22 protein-coding genes and 3 pseudogenes are annotated in these 24,006 nt (G+C 73.8%); 9 read left to right on the top strand and 16 right to left on the bottom strand.

Annotated features, from left to right (window positions below; translation table 11 throughout):
* Window positions 1-24: 24 nt before the first annotated feature.
* The 7 genes and pseudogenes from B4E97_RS16160 to B4E97_RS16135 all read right to left on the bottom strand — a co-directional run bounded on the left by B4E97_RS16160 (window position 25) and on the right by B4E97_RS16135 (window position 6,284).
* A complete protein-coding gene (locus tag B4E97_RS16160) occupies window positions 25-1,026 on the bottom strand; it encodes a fumarylacetoacetate hydrolase family protein (RefSeq protein ID WP_286960745.1) in 1,002 nt (333 codons plus the stop codon).
* A gap of 4 nt (window positions 1,027-1,030) precedes the next feature.
* Window positions 1,031-1,969, bottom strand: coding sequence for a VOC family protein (locus tag B4E97_RS16155; RefSeq protein ID WP_286960743.1), 939 nt, complete (start codon window positions 1,967-1,969; stop codon window positions 1,031-1,033).
* Window positions 1,970-2,015: 46 nt separating this feature from the next.
* Window positions 2,016-2,831: an FAD-dependent monooxygenase gene (locus tag B4E97_RS16150; RefSeq protein ID WP_349681192.1), complete on the bottom strand. Its 816-nt coding sequence runs from the start codon at window positions 2,829-2,831 to the stop codon at window positions 2,016-2,018.
* Window positions 2,832-2,955: 124 nt separating this feature from the next.
* Window positions 2,956-3,135: pseudogene (locus B4E97_RS19040) on the bottom strand (FAD-dependent oxidoreductase); the annotation flags it as partial.
* A gap of 160 nt (window positions 3,136-3,295) precedes the next feature.
* The gene (locus tag B4E97_RS16145) at window positions 3,296-4,171 is read right to left on the bottom strand and encodes a helix-turn-helix transcriptional regulator (protein ID WP_286960741.1); all 876 of its coding nucleotides are present in this window, start codon (window positions 4,169-4,171) and stop codon (window positions 3,296-3,298) included.
* Window positions 4,172-4,503: 332 nt separating this feature from the next.
* The gene (locus B4E97_RS16140; protein ID WP_286960739.1) at window positions 4,504-5,370 is read right to left on the bottom strand and encodes a serine hydrolase; all 867 of its coding nucleotides are present in this window, start codon (window positions 5,368-5,370) and stop codon (window positions 4,504-4,506) included.
* Complete coding sequence (locus tag B4E97_RS16135) at window positions 5,370-6,284, bottom strand: LysR family transcriptional regulator (RefSeq protein WP_286960738.1); 915 nt, start codon at window positions 6,282-6,284, stop codon at window positions 5,370-5,372. Before B4E97_RS16135 ends, B4E97_RS16140 begins: the two co-directional genes overlap by 1 nt.
* 127 nt (window positions 6,285-6,411) lie before the next feature.
* Between B4E97_RS16135 and B4E97_RS16130 the strand changes: the two genes are divergently transcribed.
* The gene (locus tag B4E97_RS16130; RefSeq protein WP_286960737.1) at window positions 6,412-8,412 is read left to right on the top strand and encodes a penicillin-binding transpeptidase domain-containing protein; all 2,001 of its coding nucleotides are present in this window, start codon (window positions 6,412-6,414) and stop codon (window positions 8,410-8,412) included.
* Window positions 8,409-10,313, top strand: a pseudogene (locus B4E97_RS16125) (transglycosylase domain-containing protein); the annotation flags it as partial. The gene B4E97_RS16130 and the pseudogene B4E97_RS16125, both read left to right, overlap by 4 nt.
* A 145-nt stretch (window positions 10,314-10,458) precedes the next feature.
* Here B4E97_RS16125 and B4E97_RS16120 read toward each other — a convergent pair.
* The gene (locus tag B4E97_RS16120; RefSeq protein WP_286960736.1) at window positions 10,459-11,397 is read right to left on the bottom strand and encodes a DMT family transporter; all 939 of its coding nucleotides are present in this window, start codon (window positions 11,395-11,397) and stop codon (window positions 10,459-10,461) included.
* Between the two features lie 61 nt (window positions 11,398-11,458).
* On the opposite strand from B4E97_RS16120, the gene B4E97_RS16115 reads away from it, so the two are divergent.
* The 3 genes from B4E97_RS16115 to B4E97_RS16105 are packed head-to-tail and all read left to right on the top strand — an operon-like array spanning window position 11,459 to window position 13,352.
* Complete coding sequence (locus B4E97_RS16115) at window positions 11,459-12,025, top strand: TetR/AcrR family transcriptional regulator (protein ID WP_286960734.1); 567 nt, start codon at window positions 11,459-11,461, stop codon at window positions 12,023-12,025.
* A 35-nt stretch (window positions 12,026-12,060) separates the two neighbouring features.
* Window positions 12,061-12,759 carry a ClpP family protease gene (locus B4E97_RS16110; protein ID WP_286960733.1) on the top strand — a complete coding sequence of 233 codons (699 nt, stop codon included), beginning with the start codon at window positions 12,061-12,063 and terminating at the stop codon, window positions 12,757-12,759.
* On the top strand, window positions 12,756-13,352 hold the full coding sequence (locus B4E97_RS16105) for a ClpP family protease (RefSeq protein WP_286960732.1): 597 nt from the start codon (window positions 12,756-12,758) through the stop codon (window positions 13,350-13,352). Before B4E97_RS16110 ends, B4E97_RS16105 begins: the two co-directional genes overlap by 4 nt.
* On the opposite strand, the gene B4E97_RS16100 is transcribed toward B4E97_RS16105, so the two are convergent.
* The 6 genes from B4E97_RS16100 to B4E97_RS16075 all read right to left on the bottom strand — a co-directional run bounded on the left by B4E97_RS16100 (window position 13,353) and on the right by B4E97_RS16075 (window position 18,556).
* Window positions 13,353-13,658, bottom strand: a complete 306-nt coding sequence (locus tag B4E97_RS16100) for a helix-turn-helix domain-containing protein (RefSeq protein ID WP_286960731.1) — start codon at window positions 13,656-13,658, stop codon at window positions 13,353-13,355.
* Window positions 13,655-15,526 (bottom strand): FtsX-like permease family protein, encoded by a 1,872-nt coding sequence (locus B4E97_RS16095; RefSeq protein ID WP_286960730.1) that lies wholly within the window; start codon window positions 15,524-15,526, stop codon window positions 13,655-13,657. The genes B4E97_RS16100 and B4E97_RS16095 overlap by 4 nt, the downstream gene beginning before the upstream one ends.
* On the bottom strand, window positions 15,523-16,302 hold the full coding sequence (locus B4E97_RS16090; RefSeq protein ID WP_286960729.1) for an ABC transporter ATP-binding protein: 780 nt from the start codon (window positions 16,300-16,302) through the stop codon (window positions 15,523-15,525). Before B4E97_RS16090 ends, B4E97_RS16095 begins: the two co-directional genes overlap by 4 nt.
* A gap of 129 nt (window positions 16,303-16,431) precedes the next feature.
* Window positions 16,432-17,097: a response regulator gene (locus B4E97_RS16085; protein WP_286960728.1), complete on the bottom strand. Its 666-nt coding sequence runs from the start codon at window positions 17,095-17,097 to the stop codon at window positions 16,432-16,434.
* A complete protein-coding gene (locus B4E97_RS16080; RefSeq protein WP_286960727.1) occupies window positions 17,094-18,365 on the bottom strand; it encodes a sensor histidine kinase in 1,272 nt (423 codons plus the stop codon). The genes B4E97_RS16085 and B4E97_RS16080 overlap by 4 nt, the downstream gene beginning before the upstream one ends.
* 29 nt (window positions 18,366-18,394) lie before the next feature.
* The gene (locus tag B4E97_RS16075) at window positions 18,395-18,556 is read right to left on the bottom strand and encodes a PGPGW domain-containing protein (RefSeq protein WP_286960726.1); all 162 of its coding nucleotides are present in this window, start codon (window positions 18,554-18,556) and stop codon (window positions 18,395-18,397) included.
* A 208-nt stretch (window positions 18,557-18,764) separates the two neighbouring features.
* Between B4E97_RS16075 and B4E97_RS16070 the strand changes: the two genes are divergently transcribed.
* Window positions 18,765-19,637 (top strand): alpha/beta hydrolase, encoded by an 873-nt coding sequence (locus B4E97_RS16070; protein ID WP_286960725.1) that lies wholly within the window; start codon window positions 18,765-18,767, stop codon window positions 19,635-19,637.
* 45 nt (window positions 19,638-19,682) lie between these two features.
* Here B4E97_RS16070 and B4E97_RS16065 read toward each other — a convergent pair.
* Window positions 19,683-20,183 (bottom strand): annotated as a pseudogene (locus B4E97_RS16065) (nitroreductase family protein); the annotation flags it as partial.
* A gap of 84 nt (window positions 20,184-20,267) precedes the next feature.
* Complete coding sequence (locus B4E97_RS16060) at window positions 20,268-21,050, bottom strand: carboxymuconolactone decarboxylase family protein (RefSeq protein ID WP_286960723.1); 783 nt, start codon at window positions 21,048-21,050, stop codon at window positions 20,268-20,270.
* Between the two features lie 259 nt (window positions 21,051-21,309).
* Between B4E97_RS16060 and B4E97_RS16055 the strand changes: the two genes are divergently transcribed.
* From B4E97_RS16055 to B4E97_RS16045, 3 genes are all read left to right on the top strand, one after another.
* Window positions 21,310-21,600 carry a hypothetical protein gene (locus B4E97_RS16055; protein ID WP_286960721.1) on the top strand — a complete coding sequence of 97 codons (291 nt, stop codon included), beginning with the start codon at window positions 21,310-21,312 and terminating at the stop codon, window positions 21,598-21,600.
* A gap of 3 nt (window positions 21,601-21,603) precedes the next feature.
* A complete protein-coding gene (locus B4E97_RS16050; protein WP_286960720.1) occupies window positions 21,604-22,869 on the top strand; it encodes a hypothetical protein in 1,266 nt (421 codons plus the stop codon).
* A gap of 112 nt (window positions 22,870-22,981) precedes the next feature.
* The gene (locus B4E97_RS16045; RefSeq protein ID WP_286960719.1) at window positions 22,982-23,836 is read left to right on the top strand and encodes an SDR family NAD(P)-dependent oxidoreductase; all 855 of its coding nucleotides are present in this window, start codon (window positions 22,982-22,984) and stop codon (window positions 23,834-23,836) included.
* The last annotated feature ends 170 nt before the right edge of the window (window positions 23,837-24,006 follow it).

Raw genomic sequence — 24,006 nt, 5'->3', positions numbered from 1 at the left:
CCGGCCGTATGCCGTTCGCCGCTCTCACAGCACGCTCCCGCGGCCGAACCGCTGCTCGCGGCGGCGCTCCCGCTCGGACTGCGGGACGATCCGCGCGGCGGGGATCGCAGGGGTCTCGTGCCCCCGGGCGATGCGGCTGGTCAACGTGCCGAGACCCTCGACGGTGAGCCGCACCTCGTCGCCGGGCCGCAGCGGTCGGGGCTCCTGGCGTCCTCGGCGACCCCACAGCTCGGCCAGGCAGCCGCCGTTGCCGACCGTGCCGGAGCCGAGCACGTCGCCCGGCACCACGACCGAGTCGCGGCTGGCGTAGGCGACCAGCGAGCCGAAGGTCCACCCCACGTGGTCCAGCAGGTCCTCGCCGACCACCTTGCCGTTGATCTCCACCGTGCAGGCGAGGTCGAGGAAGCCGTCCCCGTCGCGTCGGTGCGCCAGCTCGTCCGCCGTGACGATCCACGGCCCGAGGGTCGACGCGAAGTCCTTGCCCTTGCAGGGCCCCAGGCCGACCTTCATCTCGCGGGACTGCAGGTCCCGGGCGGACCAGTCCGCAAAGATCGTGTAGCCGAAGATGACGGACTCGCCCTCGTCCGGGGTGAGGTCGCTGCCCCTCGTCCCCACGACCGCCGCCACCTCGAGCTCGAGGTCCAGCGCCTGGCTGCCGCCCGGCACCGCCACCTCGTCGCCGTCGCCGAGGATGCGGTGCGGGTTGGTGAAGTAGAACGTGGGCGCGGCATACCACTCCGGCGGCACCCCGCCCTGGCCGTCGACGCTGCGCCGGACCCCGACCACATGCTCCTCGAAGGCCACGAAGTCGCGGATCGTGCTAGGGCGCAAGGGGACCTGGAGCCGCACCTCGGACGGGGGCACCGGCGGCGCCTGCCGCAGCGTTTCCTCGCCGACCGCGAGGGCGTCCTCCAGGCCCATCGCGACGAGCTGCTCGACGGACAGGTCCGGCAGCGGGTGCGCGCCGTCGTCGGTGAGCACGGCGGCGCCGGCGCGGCCGGCATACGTGATCGTGGCGAACCTCATGCGCTCACACCGGGGGCGCGACGAAGGAGCCGCGGTCGACGTCGTTGAAGGACCGCTGGGCGACGAACTCGTTCATCGCGTTGGCCGTGCCCCACTGGTCGGTCACGGTCGGGTCGGAGAAGTCGTAGAGCATGGGGTGCCAGGTGTCCTCGTCGACGATGTCGAGCTCGGTGGTGTACTCCACCGTGTTGCCGTGGGGGTCGAGGAAGTAGCTGAAGGTGTTGTTGCCGGCGAGGTGCCGCCCCGGCCCCCAGATCTTCTCGACGCCGGCGCGCAGCAGCCGGCCCGTGCCGCGCATGTACTCGTCGATGCCGCGCATCTCGAAGGACGCGTGGTGCAGCGCGACGTGCGGCCCCCGGGCGATCGCGAAGCTGTGGTGCCAGTCGTTGATGCGCAGGAACCACATCATCGTGCCCATCCGGGGGTGCATGAGCATGTCCGAGACGCGGAAGCCGAGGTGCTGCTCGTAGAAGCGCACGGTCTCCTCGGGGTTCGGCGAGTTGACCACGACGTGCGAGAGGCGCACCGGGATGGCCTCGCCCTCCTCGACGGCGCGGTGCTCGCGCGTCTGCACGTCGGCGCTGACCTCGACCGTGCGCCCGTCGTTGTCGAAGAACCGGAAGCCGTAGCCCCCGCCCGGGGTCTGCTGCGCGCCGGGCTCGCTGACCAGCCGGACGCCCCGCGAGCCCAGCCGGGCCGCGAGCGCGTCGACGTCCGCCGGGCTCCCCGACCCGAAGGACACGAGGTCCAGCCGCTTGTCCTCGCTGCGGCGCAGGCGGACGGCGTACTGCTCGGGAGAGCCCTCGGCGGCGAGGTAGGCGACGTCCCCGTCGGTGTGCTGCTGTGTGAGTCCCCAGGTGCCGGTGAAGAACTCGCGCTGCCGCTCGAGGTCGGGGACGGCGAGGTCCACGTGGCGCAGGTGGGTGAGCAGACGGTCGGTCATCGGGTCTCCTGGGCGGGTCTGGGTGTCGTATGCCGGTCGCCCGGCGTCATGGCCGGTTGGTGAGCTCGGCGAAGACGCGGTCCATCAGCCCCGGCACGTCGCCCTGCTCGTGGGCCAGCAGCCAGTCCCCCAGCTGCACGGAGGCGTCGACGACCATGCGGGCGCGGGGGCGACGCCGCTCGGCGAAGGCGTCCAGGAGCTGCGGCGTGAGCGCGTCCGCCCCCGTGAGCATCTCGGCGAGCACGGCGGCGTCCTCGAGGGCCATCGCGGCGCCCTGGGCGAGGGTGGGCGGGCAGCTGTGCGCAGCGTCGCCGACCAGGACCACGCGGCCCCGGTGCCAGGCACCGTCCACGACGTGGGTCTCGAACTTGGTGTAGTTGATGCGGCTCGGGTCGGTCATCGTCGCCCTGATGTCGTCCCAGGGGCCGTGGTAGGCGCCCGACAGGTCGACCATGTGCTGCAGCTGCTGCTCCGGGGTCAGCTCGGGGCGGGGCCGGTAGTCCTCGACCAGGTAGGCGTAGAGCGTGTCCTCGCCGGTCGGGCAGTAGCCGGCGATGTAGCTGGGCCCGCCGTAGAACAGGTCGGTGCGGGTCACCGACGCCGGCCGGGGCGCGAACACCCGCCAGATCCCCATGCCGGTGGGGCGGGGCGTCACGTCGATGCCGATCGCCGCGCGGGTCTGGCTGCGGATGCCGTCGGCACCGACCACGAGGTCGTAGCGGTCCGTCGTGCCGTCCGTGAAGGTGACGGTGACGCCCTCGTCGTCCTGCACGAGATCCGTGAACCCCAGCCCGTAGTCGAGCTGCACGCCCGCGTCCCGGGCCGCGCCGACGACGATGCGGGCCAGGTCGGGGCGATACACCGCAGGTGCCGGGCAGGTCGGGTCCTCCGGTGCGGGCGTCGGGGATCTCGGCGACGACCTGCCCCTGCGGACCGGGCGCGCGGATCCCGACGCCGTCGAAGCTGTAGCCGTGCTCGCGGACCTGCTCCCACACGCCGAGGTCGTCGAGCACGCGGAGGGCGTTGCCCTGCAACGTGATCCCGGAGCCGAGCGCCTGGACGCCGTCCTTGGTGTCGATCACGCGGACCGAGACACCGGCCTGCGCGAGGAAGGTGGCGGTGGTGACCCCGGCGACGCCGGCGCCGATGACGAGGACCTTGTGCACAGCGGCCACGACTGCTCCTTTGCTCGACGGGTTGCCGGTCGTCGAACACTGTCCCCCGCGGTCGCCGGGCGGGGAAGGCCAGTCTGGTGATGCCAGGTATGGACGGGGTCCATGGACCGGGTCTATGGACGGGGTCTATCCACCGGCCTGCGCCCGAGGTCTAGGCGCGGCCCGGACGCGGCTCGGTGAGCGAGCCGGCCGCCGGGGTGGACCAGCTCGCGAGCAGCGCGAGCGCCTCGGCGGTCGGCGAGTCCGGCGGCGCGGTGTAGACGTTGAGCCGCTGCCCGGCGTCGCCCGGCAGCTCGAAGGACTCGAAGTCGAGGGTCAGGTCCCCGACGAGCGGGTGGTGCAGGCGCTTGCTCCCGCTGCGGTGGTAGCGCACGTCGTGCGAGGCCCACCGCTGCCTGAATCGCTCGCTGCGCGTGGACAGCTCGCCGATCAGGTCCTGCAGGTCCTTGTCGTAGGGGTCGCGCCCGGCCTCGACCCGCAGGAAGGCGACCGAGTCGTCCAGCACCTTGTCGTAGTCCGTGAAGAACTCCGCCGCAGCGGGATTCAGGAACGCGAACCGCGCGCTGTTGGGGTGGTCGCTCTCGTCATACAGGGGGCTGTAGAGCGCCCGTCCGATCGCGTTGGCGGCGAGCACGTCGAACCGCCCGTTGCGCAGGTAGGCCGGCGCCGGCATGAGGTCGAGCATCCGCTGGATGGTGGGGCGCACCCGCGTGCGGCTGGTCGTGCGCCGAGAGGGCTTGCGGGTGCTGGCCGTTCGCACGAGGCGATAGAGGTGGTCGCGCTCGGCCTCGTCGAGCTGCAGGGCGTGCGCGACGCCCTCGAGGACGCTCTCCGACACGGATCCGACGTTGCCCCGCTCGAGGCGCGTGTAGTACTCGACGCTGATCCCCGCGAGCAGCGCCACCTCCTCGCGTCGTAGGCCCGTCACGCGCCGGTTGGCGCCGTAGATCGGCAGCCCCGCCTGGTCGGGCGTGAGCCGGGCCCGCCGGGTGGCGAGGAAGTCGCGGATGTCGTCCTTGGGATTCACGTCCTCCACCGTAGGTCGCCGCGTCGACCGCCAGGGAGGCCCTGGCGATACCCGTCTCGACCCGCCCTCCCGGGGCGACACCGCCGCGCAGTGGCCGTGCGTCGGCAGCGCCGTGCTCGAGCTCCCGGCCACGCTGGTGGCGCGCTGGGCGCCCGGCGGGTCCGTGGTCGAGGACCTCACCGACGGCCGCTGCCGGCCCGTCGTCGGCGCCTGGTCCTGGGCCGGGGTGGCCGGCCTCTACGTCACCTTCGACACCCAGCTGTATGACGTCCAGCCCCCAGAGCTGGCCGCCGCCCTGCGCCAGGTCGCCGCGCGGTTCGGCGGGGCGCACCTCACCGACGCAGGTGGAGCACCGCCGCCCGCGCCACCTCGCCGATCACCGCGTCGACGCGGTGGTGGATCTGCAGGCTCCGGGAAAAGGTGAGGACCGACGCGGCGTACGCCCGCCCGTCCGGATAGGTGACGTAGCCGACCTCGTGGCGCACGGCGAGCAGGGTCCCCGTCTTGCCTCGCACGTCGAGGTCCGCAGCCGGGAAGCCCGAGGCGAGGCGGTTGCGGACCAGCTGGGCCCCCATGAGGTCGACGACCTCGCGGTCGGCCTGCGACCCGCCGGCCGCGCGGCCATGCATCTCGGCCAGGAAGCGCGTGAGCGCCGCGGTCGTGCCGCTGCTGACGCGTGCGGGGTCGAGCGGGTCCAGGGTCCGCGGATCCGTCCGCAGCAGCGCCGCGTCGTCGAGCCGCTCGCGACGGCGCTGGTCCTCGAGGAGCTCGAAGATCCGTCGCATCGGCGCGCGCAGCCGCAGGTCCGGGAGGCCCAGCCGGGCGAGGGTCTCCTGCACCCGCTCAGCGCCGACGAAGTCCCAGATCGCGTCCGCGGCGCCGTTGTCGCTCAAGGACATCGCGTAGTACGCAGCGTCGCGGGCACTCATCGTGATGGGGTCGCGGAGGCGGCCGGTGCCGACCGGTCCGATCGTGCGGTGGGCCGGGTCGAGGACGAGCGCCGTCGAGGCGTCGAGCTCCCCCTCGTGGTGCAGCGTCAGCAGCACCCAGACGAGGGGCAGCTTCGCGACCGACGCGAGGGGGCGGGGCGTCGACGCGTCCACGTCGACGCCGGCCCCGGTCGTGAGGTCCACAGCGGTGACCGACCCGTCGACCTGCACGGCGTCGAACGCGCTCCGGACCTGCTGCTCGATGGTCATCAGATCCCCCACTGCCCGCGCTCGACGACGGTGGTGGTGTCCGCCAGGGAGTCCTGACCGGCCAGGTCCGCCCACCACCGGGCCACCTCGTCGGTCGCGACCGGGTGCAACCACGGTGCCCCGCACCGCAACACGCTCGTCCGGACCATCTGATCACCGCTCAGCGGGCACCAGATCACCCCAGCGTCGTCGGCCGTCAGCCGCGTCGTGATCAGGTGCAGCGTGCCGAGACGGGCCCGGGTCGTGGCGGTGGCGTGGTCGAGCGAGACGTCGACGCTCTCCGCGGGCAGCCCGAAGCGGTCCAGCAGCTCGAGCAGCCGCTCGCCGTGCTGGGTCGCCACGTCCTCGGGGTCGAGGGCGACGGGCAGGTCACGCAGGTCACTCGGGTGGGCCACGGCGTCGACGTGCCTCAGCCCGGTCACGCCGAGTCGCGCCACGCTCCGGCTCGGCGGCGGGCCGGACGCGGGGGATCCGGGTGGCAGCACCGCCGCGTCGACCTCACCGCTGTCGAGGGCCCGCGCCCGGTCTGGGGCCGCCGCGATGACCGGATCGACGGGGGCGCCCACCCTCCCGGCGAGATCCTCGAGCGCCGGCACCAGCAGGTCTGAGGGAATCCCCGGCGGCAGTGCCACGCGAAGCCGGTCGGGCTGCCCCGGCGTGGCGCCGACGACCTCTCGGAGCTCGTCGAGCGCCTCCAGGATGGCGTGCGCCCGAGGCACGAGGGCGGCGCCCTCCGGGGTCAGCCGCACCGAGCGCGAGGTCCGGCGAAAGAGCGTGACCTGGAGCTCGTCCTCGAGGCGGCGGATGGCCTGGCTCAGCGGGGGCTGAGCGATGCCCAGGCGGTCGGCGGCGCGCGAGAAGTGCAGCTCGTCCGCGACGGCCACGAAGTACCGCAGGTGCCGCACCAGGTCCACGGATCCAGACTACTTGGCTATCGATAACGATTGATAGCCCTATTGGACCTGATGCCTCGCCACCTGGTGCGCTGATGGCCTGACCACCACCCAGCTCGGGGGCCGGCCAGCAACCCAGGGGGACGTCATGACGAGGCTCGACCACCGATCGGCCGCGACGAAGGCGGCCGGCCTCGCGCTGGGCGCCCTGACAGCCTCCGTGGCAGCCCTCTCCGCGTGCTCGACGATCCTGCCGTCGGAGCAGGACCGAGCCCGCGACGCCGTGGAGCGCTTCGCCGCGGGGATGGCGACCGGCCAGGTCGAGACGGAGAGCCTCACCCGCGACAGCCGGGACCGGGCCGCCAGCGAGACGCCGCTGATCCTGGCCGGCCTCGGCGACCGCCGCCCCGGCGTCGCCGTCGTGAGCGTCGAGAGGCCCGTCGGCGACGGCGTCACGCGCCTGGATGCGCAGGTGCGATACACGTGGCAGATCCGCGACGGACTGCCCCCGTGGAGCTATGTCGCGACCGTGCCCGTCGTCCGCACCGACGACGGCTGGCGGGTGCGGTGGACCCCGTCGGCGGTGGTGCTGGGGCTGGACGCCCGCCAACGCGTGCGGGCGTTGCGGCTGGCTGCTCCACGCGGCGAGGTCCTCGGCGCCGGAGGGCAGCCCCTCGTGGTCGACCGGCCGGTGCTCCGCGTGGGCATCGATCGCGCGAAGGTCCCCGCGGCAGAGGCGGCCTCGTCCGCCCGCCGGCTCGCGGCCGCCGTCGGGATCGACCCTGAGCCGTATGCCGGACGCGTGACGGCCGCCGGCCTGCAGGCCTTCGTCGAGGCGCTGGTGCTGCGCGTCGGCCAGGACCCCGAGGGCGGCGACGGCACCGACCTGTCCACGATCCCCGGCGCCAGCACCATCAAGGAGACCCGACCGCTCGCTCCCACGCCGGGATTCGCCTCGACGATCATCGGCCGGGTGGGTCCGGCGACGGCGGAGGTCGTGCAGCACTCACAGAGTCTCCAGGGTTCGCAGGGTTCGCAGGGTTCGCAGGGTTCGCAGGGTTCTCAGGTTGCCGTCTCCGCCGGAGACCTGGTGGGTCTCGACGGCCTGCAGGCCAAGCGGGACGCCGAGCTGCGGGGCCGCGCGGGCTACGAGATCGAGCGCGTCCACGAGAACGGCGTCACCGAGCCGCTGCACACGGTGAAGCCCGAGCCGGGCCGGCCGCTGCGCACCACGCTCGACGCCACCGCCCAGCTGGCGGCCGAGCGTGCCCTCGCCGACGTCGACCCGGCGGCCGCCGTGGTCGCCATACAACCGTCGACGGGCGAGGTGCGCGCCGTCGCGACGGGCCCCGGCAGCAAAGGCGCGCCGACCGCGACGCTGGGGCTCTATGCCCCCGGCTCGACCTTCAAGGTCGCCACTGCGCTCGCCCTGCTGCGGGCCGGGGTCACCCCCGAGACCACGACACCGTGCTCCCAGCGGGCCACCGTCGACGGACGCAGCTTCAAGAACTACGACGACTACCCGGCCGACCGTCTCGGCGACATCAGCCTGCGCACGGCGTTCGCCAGCTCGTGCAACACCAGCCTGATCTCGTTGCGGGACAAGGCGACCCAGCAGAGCCTCGCCGATGCCGCGGTCGCCCTGGGCCTGGGGACCGATCCGGCACTGGGCGTGCCCGCGTCGCTCGGGTCCGTGCCCCGCGAGGCGGTCGGCACCGAGCACGCCGCCTCCCTCATCGGTCAGGGCAAGGTGCAGACCACCCCGCTCGGCATGGCCACCGTGGTCGCGAGCGTCGCCGCCGGCCGCGTCGTGCGGCCCCGCCTGGTCCTGGATGCGCCGGACCCCGCGGGCGACGCACCGCGGCACCCCCTGACCGAGACGGAGGCGTCCGCGCTGCGAGACCTGATGCGCCGCACCACGACCGAGGGCAGCGGCCGGCTCCTCGCGGACGTCCCCGGCGCGCCTGTGCTGTCCAAGACGGGGACGGCGGAGTACGGCAGCGAGGCACCACCGCGCACGCACGCCTGGATGGTGGCGGTCCAGGGCGACCTGGCCGTCGCCGTCTTCGTCGAGGACGGGGCGGGAGGCGCGCACACTGCGGGCCCGGTCCTGGAGCGGTTCCTGGTCGACGTGGGCGCGGCACGATGAGGCAGGGGCGGGTCATGACGGCGCTGACGGTGACGCGGCTCCTGGCGGCGTTCGTGACCACCTCCCTCGTGATGGGGGTGCTGGCGGCGGGTCTCGTCATACCGCCCCTGGCCGGGCTGGGCACCGTGGCGAGGTCGGGCACCGAGCTCTACGACGCCCTCCCCTCCGAGCTCACGTCCGTCGTCCCCGACCAGCAGTCCCAGCTCCTCGCCGCCGACGGCCGGACCGTGATCGCCACGCTCTACAACGAGAACCGCATCGTCGTGCCGCTCACCGCCGTCGCCCCGGCGATGCGTCACGCGCAGGTGGCGATCGAGGACCACCGCTTCTACGAGCACGGAGGCGTCGACCTCGAGGGCATCGGCTCGGCCGTGGCCGGGGCCGCGATGGGCGGAACGGCCCGGGGTGCGTCCACCCTCACGCAGCAGTACGTCAAGGTCACCCTCGAGACCGCGGCCCGGCGTCGCGGGGACCAGGCCGCCGCCCGGGCTGCCACGGAGGTCAGCGCGGCCCGCAAGGTCCAGGAGCTGAAGTACGCCGTCGCCGTCGAGCGCCGGCTGAGCAAGGACCAGATCCTGCAGAACTACCTCAACCTCGCGTACTTCGGCGACGGCGCGTACGGCGTCGAAGCGGCCGCGCGGCACTACTTCGGCACGACCGCGGCCCGGTTGACCGTCCCCCAGGCCGCGACCCTCGCCGGGGTGGTGCAGCAGCCCGGCGCCAACGACCCGGTCCACAACCCGCGTGCGGCGCTGGCCCGCCGCAACACGGTGCTCGGCGAGATGCATCGCTACGGCTACCTCGACGCCGCCGGGCTGCGGAGCGCTCGCGCAGCACCGCTCGGTGTCGTCCGTGCCGCGCCGCCACGCAACAGCTGCGCGGCCTCCCCCTATCCCTTCTGGTGCGACTACGTCCTGAGCTGGTTGCGCGAGCAGCCGGCCCTCGGCCGGACCCCGCAGGAGCGGGAGGGCCGGGTCCGCACCGGCGGTCTTCGTATCGTCACGACGCTCGATCCGCGGCTGCAGTCCTCGGCGACCACAGCGATGGCCGAGACCATCACGGCCCGGGACTACCCCCGGTATGGCGCCGCCGCCGTCACGCTCGAGACCCGCACGGGCAAGGTGCGGTCCATGGTGCAGTCGGCGCGCTACGGCAGGTCAGGGCGCACTGAACCCGGTGCGACGCAGGTGAACTGGGCGACCGACTTCCGGCACGGCGGGTCGGGCGGGTTCAGCGTCGGCTCGACGATGAAGCTCTTCGCCGTCGTGGAGGCCGTCCGCCAGGGGCTGTCCCCCGACCACGTCATCACCGGCATCCGCCCGGAGCACAGCCGGTGGTACCCGCACGACTTCCAGCCAGGCTGCTCGGTCGGGCCCGCCGGCTGGCCGGTCAAGAACGCCGAGGGCGAGTCCGACGCCCCGCAGCTGAGCCTGCGCGAGGCGACGGCTCAGTCGGTCAACACAGCCTTCGTCGCCCTCGCGTCCGAGATCGGCACGTGCCGGATTCGCGACACCGCGCTCGCCATGGGTATGCACACGTCCACCGGCGCCGACCGCACCGCCACCGACGGACGACCCCTGTCGTCCGTGGCGCCGATCATCCTGCTCGGTGCGGACGCGAGCCCCACGACCATGGCGCAGATGTATGCCGCCGTCGCCAACCGTGGCATCTCCTGCCCCGCCACCCCGATCGAGTCCGTCACCGGCAGCGACGGCACGCCGCTGGACCTGCGCCAGGCGGGGTGCCGCCGCGTCCTCGACGAGCGGGTCGCCGACCAGGCCGCCGACGTCTTCACGTCCGTCATGACCGAGGGGACCGGCCGCGCCGTCCAGCTGGGCCGCCCCGCCATCGGCAAGACCGGCACCGACGAGGACAACGAGACGTGGTTCACCGGCGCCACCCCGGACTACGCCACGTCCGTGTGGGCGGGCACCCCCGACGAGAACCGCCGCGACTGGACCTACCCGACCCTGCACGACGCGACCGGGCGGGCACGCACGGTGCGGGCGCAGGCCTTTCGCATCCCCGGGCCGATCTGGCAGGGCATCATGCGCTCGGCCCACGAGGGTCGGCCGGTGCAGGCCCTGGCCGTGCCGCCGCACGCGCCCCCGCGCGTGACCCCACGCGCCACCCCGGCACCGCCAGCCCGACGGCGAGCAGGCTCAGGGCCAGACCGCCCACCTGCTGCGCCGACAGCACCTCGCCGAGCATCAGCCAGGCCCACACCGCCGTGACGGGCGGCGTGAGATAGAGCAGGGTGCTGGTGGCGGTGGCCCCGAGCTGCCGCAGGCAGGCGACATACGAGGCATAGCCACCCAGCCCCGACAGCACCACGAGCCAGGCCAGCGCGACCAGGAGACGACCGTCGACCTCCACCCTCAGACCGGTGGTGGCCAGCGCGTATGCCGTGAACGCCCCCGCGGCCAGGACGACCTGTGCCGTCAGCGACGGCAGGATGCCCGTCCGTGGTCGCCACCGCCGCTCGAGCAGGGCCGACCCCGACAGGCCGAGCACGCTGGCGACCGGCAGGAGCAGCGCGGCACCACCACCCGCGAGCGCAGCCCCACCCGTGGTCAGCGCGACCGCCGCCAGGCCCAGCGTCAGGGCGGCCCAGCCACCTGCCCCCAGACGATCTCCCCAGGCCAGCTGCCCCGCGACGGCCACCAGCATCGGCTGAAGGGCGCACACCAGAGCGGTCGTGCCCGCATCCACGCCCGCCGCCGCGGCGCCGAAGACCCCGCCCAGGAAGACGACGTGGGCGAGCAGCCCCAGCGTGGCCTGCTGCCACAGCTCGGTGCGGGTCAGCCGCGCGCGGGTCAGCCGCGTGCGGGTCGGGGCCACGACCGCCACCAGGAGCAACGCGGTGATCAGGTAGCGCCACGCGAGCAGGGGTGCGGGCGCGGCCGAGCCGGCGGCGAGCGCCGCACCGACGAAACCCGAGCTCCAGCACACGACGAACGCGGCACCGAGGAGAACCTTTGTCATGCCCGCAGGTAAACATACCGGTCGGTATACTGTCAGTGCACCGACATCGAGAGGAGCGGCCATGGACCCGCTGCGACGCCCCGTCATGCCCGCCCCCGAGACGACCGCCGTGGGGCGACGGATCCTCGACGCCGGCAGCCGCCTCTTCTACGAGCGGGGCATCACCGCCACGGGCGTCGACCTGGTGTGCGAGGAGGCGGAGACGACGAAACGCACGCTCTACCAACGGTTCGGGTCCAAGGACGGGCTCGTCGCGGCCTATCTCGCCGGGCGGGCGCACGACTGGCAGACCCACCTGCTCGAGGGCCTGGACGGCATCACGGACCCTGACGACAGGGTCGCCGAGGTGTTCGCCATCGCCCGCGAGCGCGCGAGCACCCACCGCCGCGGCTGCGCGTTCGTCAACGCGTGGGCCGAGCTCGGGGACCACGCCGGAGCGGCGGCCGACGTCGTGCGCGAGGAGAAGGACTGGATGCGAGCGCTGCTCACCGACCTGACCGGGTCCGAGCAGCGGGGCGCGATCGTGCACCAGCTCTACGAGGGGGCCCAGGTGTGCGCCACCATCGAGGGCGACCTGTCCGCCTTCGACCGCGCTGCTCAGGGCAGCGCTGCCCTCGGCAGCATCTGAGGCGACCGCCTCCCGGGCGGGCGCACCGTGGACGCATGACCACCGAATCCCCGCCCGCCGGGCGCACCCTCGACGAAGACCTCTACCGCCGCCTCTTCGACCGCCGCACCCTGCTCCTCGGGGAGCCCCTCGAGGACTGGAACGCCAACCGCCTGTGCAACGGCCTCGTGCTGCTCGCCGCGGAGGACCCGGCCGCCGACATACGGCTGCTCATCAACTCCCCCGGAGGGTCGGTGCCGGGCATGCTCGCCATCCGCGACTGCATGCGCGCGATCCCGTGCGACGTGGTGACCGTCAACGTCGGGATGGCCTACAGCGCAGGTCAGTTCCTGCTCAGCTCCGGCACGCGCGGTCGGCGCTATGCCATGCCACACTCCAAGGTCCTGCTGCACCAGGGGTCGGCGGGGATCGGCGGGACGGCCATGGACATCGCCATCCAGGCCGACGACCTGCGGCACACCCGCGACACCGTGATCGCCCTCGTCGCCGAGGACACCGGGCAGGACGTCGAGACCGTCGAGCGGGACTCTCGGCGCGACCGGTGGTTCGACGCGCAGGCCGCGCTGGACTACGGCTTCGTCGACCACGTCGTGACCTCGATCGAGCAGGTGCTGCCGGCCACGCGACGGGCGGTCGGTCTCGCGGGTCCCGGTCTGGTCGGTGCTGGTGCCGTCGGTGCTGGTGCCGTGGGCGCTGGTGCCGCCAGCGCCCGGCAGGCAGGTGAGCGGCGATGAGCAGCTACACGATTCCCTACGTCACCACCCGCACCAACCAGGGCGAGCGCACCGTCGACATCTACTCCCGGCTGCTGGGCGAGCGGATCATCTATCTCGGCACCGGGATCGACGACGGCGTCGCCAACGCCGTCATCGCGCAGCTGATCCACCTCGAGTCCGACAGCCCGGACCGACCGGTGGACCTCTACATCAACTCCCCCGGCGGCTCGATCCCGGCGATGCTCGCGATCTACGACGCGATGCAGTACGTCCGGCCGGCGGTGCACACCACGTGCGTCGGCCAGGCCGCGTCGACGGCGGCCGTGCTCCTCGCGGGCGGCGCCGCCGGGCACCGCTCGATCCTCCCCCACGGCCGCGTCGTGATCCACGCGCCGGCCGGCGAGGGACGTGGCGCGGTGCCCGACCTCATCCTCGAGGCGGACGAGATCGCCCGCGTGCGAACGATGCTCGAGGAGATCCTCGCCCTGCACACCGGGCGGTCGCGCGAGCAGATCCGCGAGGACACCGAGCGGGACCTCATCCTGACGGCGCAGGGCGCGCTGGACTACGGCGTGGTGGACGCCCTCGTCATGGCGCGGACGCCCGACTGATCAGGCCGCGAGGCAGAACGGGCCGGCAGACGGCGCGCGGCTCATGGTGCTCGCCGCGCGGGACGCCACCTCGCCGACCGTGAGGTCGAGCGCCCCGGCGACCGCGCCCAGCACCTCCGAGGACGGGTCCTTGCGGCCCCGCTCGATCTCGGAGAGGTACTGCGGCGCGATGCCGGCTCGCTCGGCCAGGTCGACGATGCGCTGACCCTGGTCGTGACGTTCGTCGCGGATGACGCCACCGACCGCCTCGCGCCACAGCGGCTCGACGGCGGGACGCCTGCGCAGGAAGCGGATCACGGTCCTCATGCCACCACGATACGTCCGCCCCGGACGCCGGGGCGGGTGGCGAGGAGCACCGAGGGCAGCACCGTGACCATCGGCACCAGGAGGACGACCAGGCTGATCAGGCCGTATGCCGGGAGATCCACCGGTGGCAGCACCGCGCCCAGGAGGCCGGCGCTGACGCCGAGCACGGCGGGGAGGACCGCCGCCGTGCCGATCGCCCAGGCGGTGACCCCCGTGATCGCGGCCTCGATCGCCGACATGGCCAGCAGCTGACGCCGGGTCGTGCCGGTGCGTCCCAGCAGGGTGAGCTCGTCGCGTCGGCGGGCCGTGGTCATGACCAGCGTGTTCGCCGCCGCCAGCACGACGAAGCCCAGCAGCGCGAGCAGGAGCGCCGTGGAGAGACGCTGGGCGCCGCCGCCGTCGGCGGCACGACCGGCATAGGTCTCGGGCGTGACGGCGCCGACCGCCTCGGTGACGGACCGCTCCGAGCCGGGTGCGACCCGCAGCAGGACGGCGTCGACCGACGGGGTGAGGTCGTTGGCGCGGGCGGTGGCCGGCCCGACGAGGTAGTCGCCGAGGCCCAGCCCGCGATCGTGCACCGCCACGACCGTGGCCGAGGTGGTGGGTGCCGACGGGTCGTCGCCATACCGGACGGCGACCGTGCTGCCGAGCCCACCCACCTCGAGCGCGGCGTCGCGGCTGACCGAGACGGTGCCGGGCCGGTCGAGGCCGGTCAGCGATCCCGCGACGACGCCGGGGTCGACCAGCCCGTCGACGACGCGGATCCGGACCGGTTCCCAGGACAGGGCCTCGAGCGCGGGGACGTCCTCGTCGGAGTCCGTGCGGACGGAGGCCTGCACCGACGCCGACGTGGCGGTCGCCGTGACTCCCGGGACGGCTCGGAGCGCGGCCGACGAGCCAGTCGGGTCCACGGGCACGACGAGGTCGCCGCGCAGGCCGTCGGCGAGCTGGGTCGTGGCGGCCCGGGCGATCGTGCTGTCGACCGTGGTCTGCGCGGTGCCCGCCGTCAGGGCGAGGGCCAGGGGGACGACGGCCGTGGTCAGGCGCCGCGCGAAGCCCCGTGTGTTGGCGAGCGCGAGCCACGCGGCGGCGCCGCGCAGCGACGGGATCCGCCCGAAGGTCCACCCCACCAGCACCGGGCCGGCGAGGGCAGCCGCCCCGACGAGCAGGAAGGCGGACGTGCCCGCGCTCGCGCTGCCGATGGCGCCCGGCACGACCGCGGGGCTCGCCGCCGAGACGAGCCCGGCGACGGCGAGGACCAGCGCGCCGGTGCGGCGACCCCGGCTCAGGCCCCGTGGCTCGGCGGCGCTCTCGCGGACGGCGTCGCTGGGGGCGGCGCGCAGGGTCTCGCGGGTCGCGAGCCGTGCGGCGGCCCACGCGACGGGGAGCAGCGCGAGGACGGCACCGACCACCGGCAGCGCGCCGAGGGTCAGCGCGGAACCGGGAGGCAGGACGCCGCCGGCGACGAGCAGGGGCGCGAGGAGCCCGCTCGCCGCCAGCCCGACGACCGCGCCGAGCGGCGCCGCGACGAGCACGACCAGCAGCACCTCCCCTGCGACGAGGCGCCGCACCTGCCGCCGGGTGGCGCCGACGGCCCGCAGCAGCGCGAAGTCACGCTGCCGGCCGCCCAGGGCCAAGGACACGGTGGAGGCCACCACGAGCACCACGACGAGGGACACGGTGCCGGCGAAGGACGCGGCGAGCGCGGTCAGCAGGCCCGCCGGCGTCCCGCCCGCCAGCCCGGTCTGGATCAGCACCCCCGCCACCGCCAGGAGCGCGGCGGCCAGGCCCAGGGTGATGGCGGTGCCCGCGAGCGCTCCCCGGTGCGCCCAGGCGCCGGACCGGGCGAGCCGCCCGAGCCCGCTCATCGCCCGAGTCCCAGGGCGACAGAGCTGATCTCGTCGACCGTGGGTGCCCCGAGATCGTCCGCGACGACGCCGTCGGCGAGGAACACGACGCGGTCCGACACCGCCGCGACCCGGGGGTCGTGCGTCACGAGGACGACCGTCTGCCCCAGCCGCGCCGCCGTGCGGCGGAAGACGTCGAGCACGTCCGAGGCGGTGCGCGAGTCCAGCGCTCCGGTCGGCTCGTCGGCGAAGACGACGGTGGGACGGGTCACCAGCGCTCGGGCGATCGCCACGCGCTGGGCCTGCCCGCCGGACAGCTCGCCGGGGCGTCGGTCCAGCAGCCCGTCGAGACCGATCGCCGCGACCAGGTCGGCGCGCCATACGGGATCGAGCTCGCGACCACCGAGGACCAGGGGCAGCGAGATGTTGTCGGCGACGCTGAGGTGGCCGATCAGGTTGTAGCTCTGGAAGACGAACCCGACCTGGTCGCGCCGGAAGCGTGTGAGGGCGTCGTCGGAGAAGGCGCTGATGTCGTGCTCGCCGATCACGACCCGGCCGCGCGTGGGCGAGTCCAGCCCCGCCGCGCAGTGCAGGAGCGTCGACTTGCCGGACCCGGACGGGCCCATGACCGACACGAACGACCCCGCCGTCAGCGACAGCGAGACGCCGCGCAGGGCAGGGACGGTGCCCGGCCCCCGGGCATAGGACTTGTGGACGTCGAGGAGCTGGACGGTGGGACGGGGACCGGGGTGCGGGGTGACCCGCGGATCGGTGCCGGTCGTGGGTGAGATCGTCATGCCTACGACGCTAGGGAGCGCGGGGACCCCTCATCGAGCCGCCGCCGATGCAGATCGACGGTTGCATCCTTCGACGGAACCGCCTGCGCCGCACCGGCTCGGCGGCGTCGCTGTGGCATCGGTCGGGCGTCAGTCGGGCACCTCGACGACGCGGTTCTGATAGGCCCAGACCGCCGCCTGCAGGCGCGACCGCACCCCCAGCTTGGGCATCATGCGCGCCAGGTGCGACTTGATCGTGGAGACCTCGAGCACCAGCTCCTCCGCGATCTCCTCGTTGGACAGCCCGCGGGCGAGCAGGAGCAGGATGTCGAGCTCGCGTGGGGTGAGGACGTCGGGAGTGCGAGCGAGGTATGCCGGACGAACCTCGCGCCGCCGCACGACTTCTCGCAGCACCCGCTTGGTGAGGGCCTCGTCGATGGTGCCGTTGCCCGCGGCGACCGCGCGGACCGCGGCGACCAGCACCTCGGGCTCCGCGTCCTTGAGCATGAAGCCCGAGGCACCAGCGTCGAGCGCGCCGAAGAGGTACTCGTCCACGTCGAAGGTCGTCAGCACCAGCACCGCGACGGGGTCGGTCACGCCCGGGCCGCACAGCTCGCGGGTCGCCGCGATGCCGTCCTGCCCCGGCATACGGACGTCCATGCACACGACGTCGGGGCGCAGCGCGCGAGCCGCCGCCACCGCCTCCGACCCGTCACCGACCGCCGCCACGACCTCGAGGTCCGGCTCGGCGCCAAGCAGCGTGGTCAGGCCGGCGCGGACCAGGGCCTGGTCGTCGGCCACGACGACGCGGATCATGCGATCTCCTCCTGGCGGGGGACGGTCAGGACGACGCGCCAGCCGCCGTCCGGGGTGGCGCCGTGCCGCAGCCGGGCGCCGGTCAGCTCGGCACGCTCCTGCATCCCGACCAGCCCGAAGCCACCCGTCGAGGCCCGCGGGGCGTCGGGTCGGCGGGTCGACGGGTCGTTGTCGACCGTGAGGGTGAGGCATCGCGGATCGCGGTCGTCGACGGTGACCCTCCTGAACGCCCCGGGCGCGTGCCTCGCGGCGTTGGCCAGCGACTCCTGGACCATCCGGTAGGCCGCGAGCTGGGCCAGCGGACCGATGCCCGAGCCGAGCTGCGGCGAGCGCTGCAGGACGGCCAGCTGCAGGTCAGGCCCGGTGTGGCTCAGCTCCTCGACGAGGGGCGCGATGCCGGCCAACGTCTCGGGGCGGGTGCGGGTGCCAGCTGCGTCAGTGCTCTCAGGCTGGCCGTTGTCGGAGTGGGCGTCGGTGCCGGTGTCCGTCGCGCTGTCGCGCAGCAGGCCGACGAGGCTGCGCAGGTCACGGAGCAACGCCGTGCTCTGCTCCCGCACCTGGCGCACCGCGACCTTGGCGCCCGCCGGGTCCGTGTCGATCTGGCCGGGGATCGCCGCGGTCATGACGGCGATGCCCGACAGGTGGTGCGCGGCAATGTCGTGCAGCTCGCGGGCCATGGCGGTGCGCTCGTCGGCGACGGCCGCCTGCACCCGCGCCTCGTGCTCGCGCGCCAGCGCCTGGACCTGCCCCTCCCGCGCCTCGCGGATCTCGCGACGGCCGTTGGCCCAGGCGGCGACCAGCAGCGGCATACCGATCGCGCCGATCCCCTGCGCGAGGGCCACACCGACGGTCTCGCCCGTCAGCGCCGTCCCCGCCGCGACCACGACCACGACCACCGTAGCCGCGAACGCCGGCCACGCCCCCCGGATCGGGCGCCGCGTCCCCACGGCGTAGGCCGCGACCAGCACGGCCATCGACGTCACCCCCGTCGCGTCCCCGAGCCCCGCGACCGCTGCCAGGGGCACGGCGGCTGCGCAGGCGAGCAGCACCGCTGTGGGGGCCGTATGCCGCAGGAGCAGCGCGAGGCACTGAGCCGTGACCAGCGCCAGGCCGAGCCGCCAGGCGAGGTGGGGCGGTGCGGGCGCCCCGATCCCTCCCTCGGGGTCGAGCGCCTGCAGCCGTGGTGCGAGCACGAGCGCCCCGGCCGCCACGAGCCAGCAGCACGCCGGGACGAGCGCCCGCCTGGTACTGCCGCTGGGTCTCGACACGAGGGCAACGTACGCGACGGACCTGACCGTCAGCGTCGGCGGCGAGGGCTGATCAGCAGGCGGGCGAGCGCACCGGCCGCCAGCAGCACCACCCCCAGCCAGAGCACCAGCAACCCCGGCCCGGGGAACGGCACCATGACGATGCCGACGACCAGGAGCACGGCTCCGGCGACCAGCAAGACCGTGTCCATGCGGCGAAGTATCCACCGTCGGCACGTCACGCTGCGGCACGTGATGACCGGTCACGCTCCGGGAGGGAAGGGGGAGCGATGCGATCTCCGTAACGTCAGGAGCGTTGCTCACACCCGTCAACGCTCCTGACGATGCGCCGACGACACACGATCCCCCACGCTCACACGCAGTGACCCCGGCTGACGCGCACCGTCATACGCTGAGGTCATGCGCACCACCACCGGACTCACGGCCCTCGGCGTCGGCACGGTCGTCGGTCTGGGGGTCGGCGCCCTGCTCGCCGCCCGGCAGATCAGCGGGCCGCAGCGGCCGACGCTCGACTACGGGTTCACGCCGTTCGAGGTCGGGGCCGACTCCGAGGACGTGACGTTCACGGCGGCGGACGGCATACGACTCGCAGGGTGGTGGCTCGACCGTCCGGACTCGGAGCAGGTCGTCATCGTCTGCCACGGCCATCGCGGCAACAAGGCCGACATGCTCGGGCTCGGGCCGGGGCTGTGGCGGGCGGGGTTCTCGGTGCTGATGTTCGACTTCCGCGGCAACGGGGCGTCGGCCGACGGACCGCAGTCGCTGGCGCACTACGAGCAGCGTGACCTCGAGGCCGCCATCGACCTGGTGGCCGAGCGGCGACCCGACGCGGAGATCGACGTCGTCGGGTTCTCGATGGGCGCCGCCGTCGCGATCCTCGTCGCGGCGCGGGACCCACGCGTGGCGCGCGTCATCGCCGACTCGTCCTTCGCCGACGTGCGCGGGGTGGTCGCGGCGGCGGCGCGCGGGCTGCGGCTGCCGCCGATGCCGCTGGTGGACCTGGTGGATCGCGCGACGCACCTGCGCTACGGCTACCGGTTCCACGAGGTCGAGCCCGTCGAGGTCGTCGCCCGCATCGCCCCGCGCCCGCTCCTGCTCGTGCACAGCACCGACGACTCCGTCATCCCCGTCGAGCACGCCCACCGTCTCGCGGAGGCCGCCGGCGAGGGCTGCGAGCTGCGGATCGTGGAGGGCGCCGCGCACTGCGGCGCCTACTTCGAGGATCGCCCCGGCTACATCGCCCGCGCCGCCGAGTTCCTCCGGCGCCCCTGACCCGGGCGCGGGAGCGGGCGGCGGGCGGCATACGGCTGGGTCTGCTCAGTCCGTATGCCGACCGCCGGCGCCTCCCGTCCACCGGGCACGGCGGCGCTGGTCCGACCCGGACGTGCGCCGCGCGTGCGGTGCGGCCCGCCCGATCGCCGTCATCGTCATCACCTGCCAGTGCGGCGGCACCGCGAGGAGCGACGTGACGGCCTCGCGGTCGAACGCCGCGAACTGCCGGCAGGCGAGCCCGAGGGAGTGCGCCTGGATCGTCATGTGCGCCACCGCCTGCCCGAGGTCGTACGCCGCGAACTCGCTGTAGTCCCAGTCGGTCTCCTCCACGTGGGTGTGGCAGAGGTTGACGACGAGCAGCCCGGCCGCCGCGGCCCAGGGCCGTGAGCTGCCCGCGAGCAGGGGCACGAGGTCGGCGTGCTCGGGGCTGTCGCGCACCGCGAGGTGGAAGGCCCACGGCTGGGAGTTGCCGGCCGAGGGCGCCCACCGCGCGGCGTCCACCAGCGCCTCGACCTCGTCCTCGCCGAGCACGTGGGCCGGGTCGAAGTCGCGCGGGCTCTACCGCTGCCGCAGCACGGGCAGCACCAGGTCGTGCGGGGGCGGCGTCATACGCCCATCATGCGCCGGGGGTCAGGCGCCGTCGGCCGGGTCCAGCTCCTGCAGGTGCTCGCCGAGGATGCGGATGGCGTTCACGGCGCACGGGAACCCCATGTAGGGGAATCCCTGGACCAGGGCCGCGATCACGCGCTCGGGGGCGTTGCCGGCCCGCAGCACCCCGCGCACGTGCGAGCGCAGCTGCGGCTCGAGACCCATCGCCGCGAGCGCGACCAGGACCAGCAGCTCGCGGGTGGCCAGGTCGAGACCGCCCCTCGTGTAGAAGTCGCCGAACATCGAGCCGGTCAGCAGCTCCGCCACCGTCTCGCCGTAGCCCGCGGGAAGCATGGACAACGAGGCGGCCATGCGGTCGCCATACAGCCGGTGCTGGAGCTCCCGGCCACGCTCGATGCGGTCCTCGTCGGTCACCTGCGCCTGGTCCGGCAGCGGCAGCTCGATGCCCTGCGCCTGCATCACCTCGTCGATGACGGCGACGGCGTTGAGCGTGCGCGGGAAGCCGACCAGCGAGGCGAGCTGGTAGACGGCCTCGCGCAGCTCGACCGGGGTGACGCCCACGCGCAGGGCGGCCGCAGAGTGCGCCTTGAGCTGCGGCAGCGTCTGGATGGTCGCCAGGACCGTCACCGTCACGAGCTCCCGGGTGCGGTCGTCGAGCTCACCGATCGCGAACACGTCGCCGAAGATCAGCGTCCGCAGGATCCGTCCCAGCTCGGGGTCCAGGTCGGGGGCGCTGGTGTCGCGCTCGCCGAACAACCGGGCAAAGACCTCGTCGGAGCGTGCGAGGCGGGTGTCGTCGGACATGGAGATCCTCTCTTCAACCGGTGTCGTCGTCCGGGCATCATCTCGCTGCCGGGTCGATCACGCGCCCTGGAGACCTGATCCCTCCACATGGCCGAGGCGTCCGCCACGATCACCGTCGGCTCGCGTGCAGCTGGTCGACGATCAGGCGATGGGGGATTGCTAGGCCAGCCGGTGCCGCGGGAGCGCGACAGGGGCCTTGTCGAGCCCACGCAGGGGTGAAAGCATCCAGCGAACTCGACGCCGAGCCAAGGAGACTCCCATGTCGCACCGCCGCACCCTCGAGAATCGCGCCGCCGCAGCCCTGTCCGTGGCCGCGCTGGGCGCCACCGCCCTGGCGCCATACGCGCAGGCCACCCCCGTCGACCACGTCGCTCCCGCCGCCTCCCGGCCCACGACCAAGGCGGTCCTGACCGCGCGCTGCCTCGACCGCACCGTCCCCCTCACCGTCGAGGAGAAGCGCCTCGCAGCTCGTCTGCCCGACCCCGCTGCCCCCTCCCGCCTGAGCCGTATGACGTTCGCGCAGGACATGATCGCCGGTGGCGGTCTCTAGCGCGTGGCTCCCCAGGTCGTCGACCGCCTCTGCCGCACCCGCGACGCCCGGGCCGCGCGGAGGCTGGCCGAGCAGGAGGGCCGCGCGCTGTGGCAGGCGGCCGTGAGGCGCGTGCAGTCCACGGGCACCGTGCGGGGCAGCCTGCCGCGCAGCGACGACCGACCCCTCTACTGGGCACGCCTGCAGGTCACGGCGGCGCTGCGGCAGTGGAAGCCGCGCGGCGGCATCACCGCGGCCGAGCGCGAGCAGGTCATCGAGACCTTCGAGAAGGCCTCGCGCGGCATGACCGACATCTCCTACCCCGCCGGACCGCGCGTGGCGCGCGTCCTCGCCAGCGGCTTCGACCCCTACACCCTCGACGGTGGTGATGCCGGTGACGTCCCGGGGGCGGCCGGCAACAACATCCGCCACGGGAACCCCTCAGGCGCAACGGCGCTCGCCATCGACGGCACCACCCGCGTCGGCAAGGACGGACGGCGTCAGGTCGTCCATGCCTATGTCCTGCCGGTCAACTACACGGAGTTCGAGTCCGGCTGGATCGAGGACACCGTCGGCCCGCACATGAAGCCCGGTCCGCGCGCCCTCACCTCGTCGTTCACCATCAGCCAGGGCCGCGAGGGCCGCTTCGACCTCGAGGTGTGGAACGGCCGCTACCACGGTGTCTCCGCCGGCAACGACGGCAGCTGGCCCTGCCGTCCCATCAACGGCGTCCCGCAGCTCGCGATCAACAACCCCGGCTGCAACACCCAGCCGCCGGCGCGCTGGGGCAACCCCCGCGTCTTCGACCTGTTCGACCCGCCGCAGTGGACGACGGCGTCGCTGCCGTTCCAGCGCATGATCGAGGGCGGCACCGGCACCAACCTGACGCCTCCGCCCGGTGCGCCGTGGACCGCCGGCCAGGGCTTCCCGGTCATCCGCAACACGAGCTTCACGCAGTTCCCCCGCTGCGACTCCCCCGAGCGGGTCACTGTGAACGCCGCGCCGGACGGCGGGATGCAGCCCTCCCAGCCCGGCACCCCTCCCTCGGAGGGTTCGTGCGCGTATGCCGGGGGCGGGGGCACCTACCTCTCCAACGAGTCGGGCTATCGCAACACCCTGCTGCGCGACCGGCTGGGCCGCGACATCCCCGCCGGGCACATCCACACGCCGATCATGCAGCACTTCGAGGAGGGCAACCGGTTCGCGCCGAGCGACCCGACCTTCGACGCGTGGCGTCGCGTGATCGTCGCGCAGACCGCTGCCCTGATCGGGGTGGCCGCCCAGCGCTGACCTCCGCAGTCCGGACGCCGCGCCCTCGGCCGTGGGGTCGTGCTTGGCTGGACGAGCACGACCCCGCGCCGGCGATCCCTCCGGCGTGCGTCCACCGTGAGAGGCAGCTCCGATGACCACCACCACCGACAAGCAGGTCTGGCTCGTGACGGGGGCGGGACGTGGCCTGGGCGTCGACATCGCCAGGGCGGCCCTCGCCGCAGGTCACGCCGTCGTCGCCACGGCCCGCAGCACGGACAAGGTCACGCAGGCCCTCGGGCGCCACGACGACCTGCTGGCCGTCCCGCTGGACGTGACCGACCCGCAGGCCGCCGCGGCAGCCGTCGACGCGGCGGTCGAGCGCTTCGGCCGGCTCGACGTGCTCGTCAACAACGCGGGAAGCTTCCAGGCCGGCTTCTTCGAGGAGATGGCGCCGGACGCCTTCCGATCCCAGATCGACACCACCCTGCTCGGCCCGGTCCACGTGACCCGGGCCGCCCTGCCGCAGATGCGCGCCCAGCGCTCCGGCCTCGTCATGACCATCTCGTCCACGGCCGGCATCGTCCCCACCGGGGACTTCCTGACCGCGTATGCCGCCTCCAAGTTCGGCGTCGAGGGGTTCATGGAGGCGCTGTCGAGCGAGGTGAGGCCATTCGGGATCGCCACGATGCTGGTCGAGCCCGGGTTCTTCCGGACCGAGCTCCTCACCCCGCAGTCCACGCAGTACGCGCCGCCCTCGATCGAGGACTACGCCGACCGCACGGAGCAGACCATCGAGACCTGGCGGAGCATGGACGGCCAGCAGGGCGGCGACCCCGCCAAGCTCGCGGCGGCCCTCGTCCACCTCGCCGCCCTGGACGAGCCGCCGCTGCGCTTCGCCGCTGGCGCGGACGCCCTGGAGACCTTCGAGGCCAAGGCGAAGTCGCTCCTCGAGCAGGCGGACGCCCACCGCGACCTGTCTGCCGGCCTGGCGCACGACGACGCCTGACCACGCGCCGAGGCACCGCTGACCCGTCGGTGACGCGCGTCTGCCCGGGCAGCCTGGCGGGCTGTCCGGGTGGACGTGTCTGTGGAGGGGTCGGCTGGCGGTCGCTGCGTGGCGGGTCAGGCGGTGAGGGCGTGGTGGCCTGGCGGTCTCGGGGCTGGGTCGCCGGGTGG

The sequence above is a fragment of the Arsenicicoccus sp. UBA7492 genome (genome assembly GCF_002479615.1).
GTDB lineage: Bacteria > Actinomycetota > Actinomycetes > Actinomycetales > Dermatophilaceae > Arsenicicoccus > Arsenicicoccus bolidensis.
This window is presented reverse-complemented; position numbering and strand designations above follow the sequence as displayed.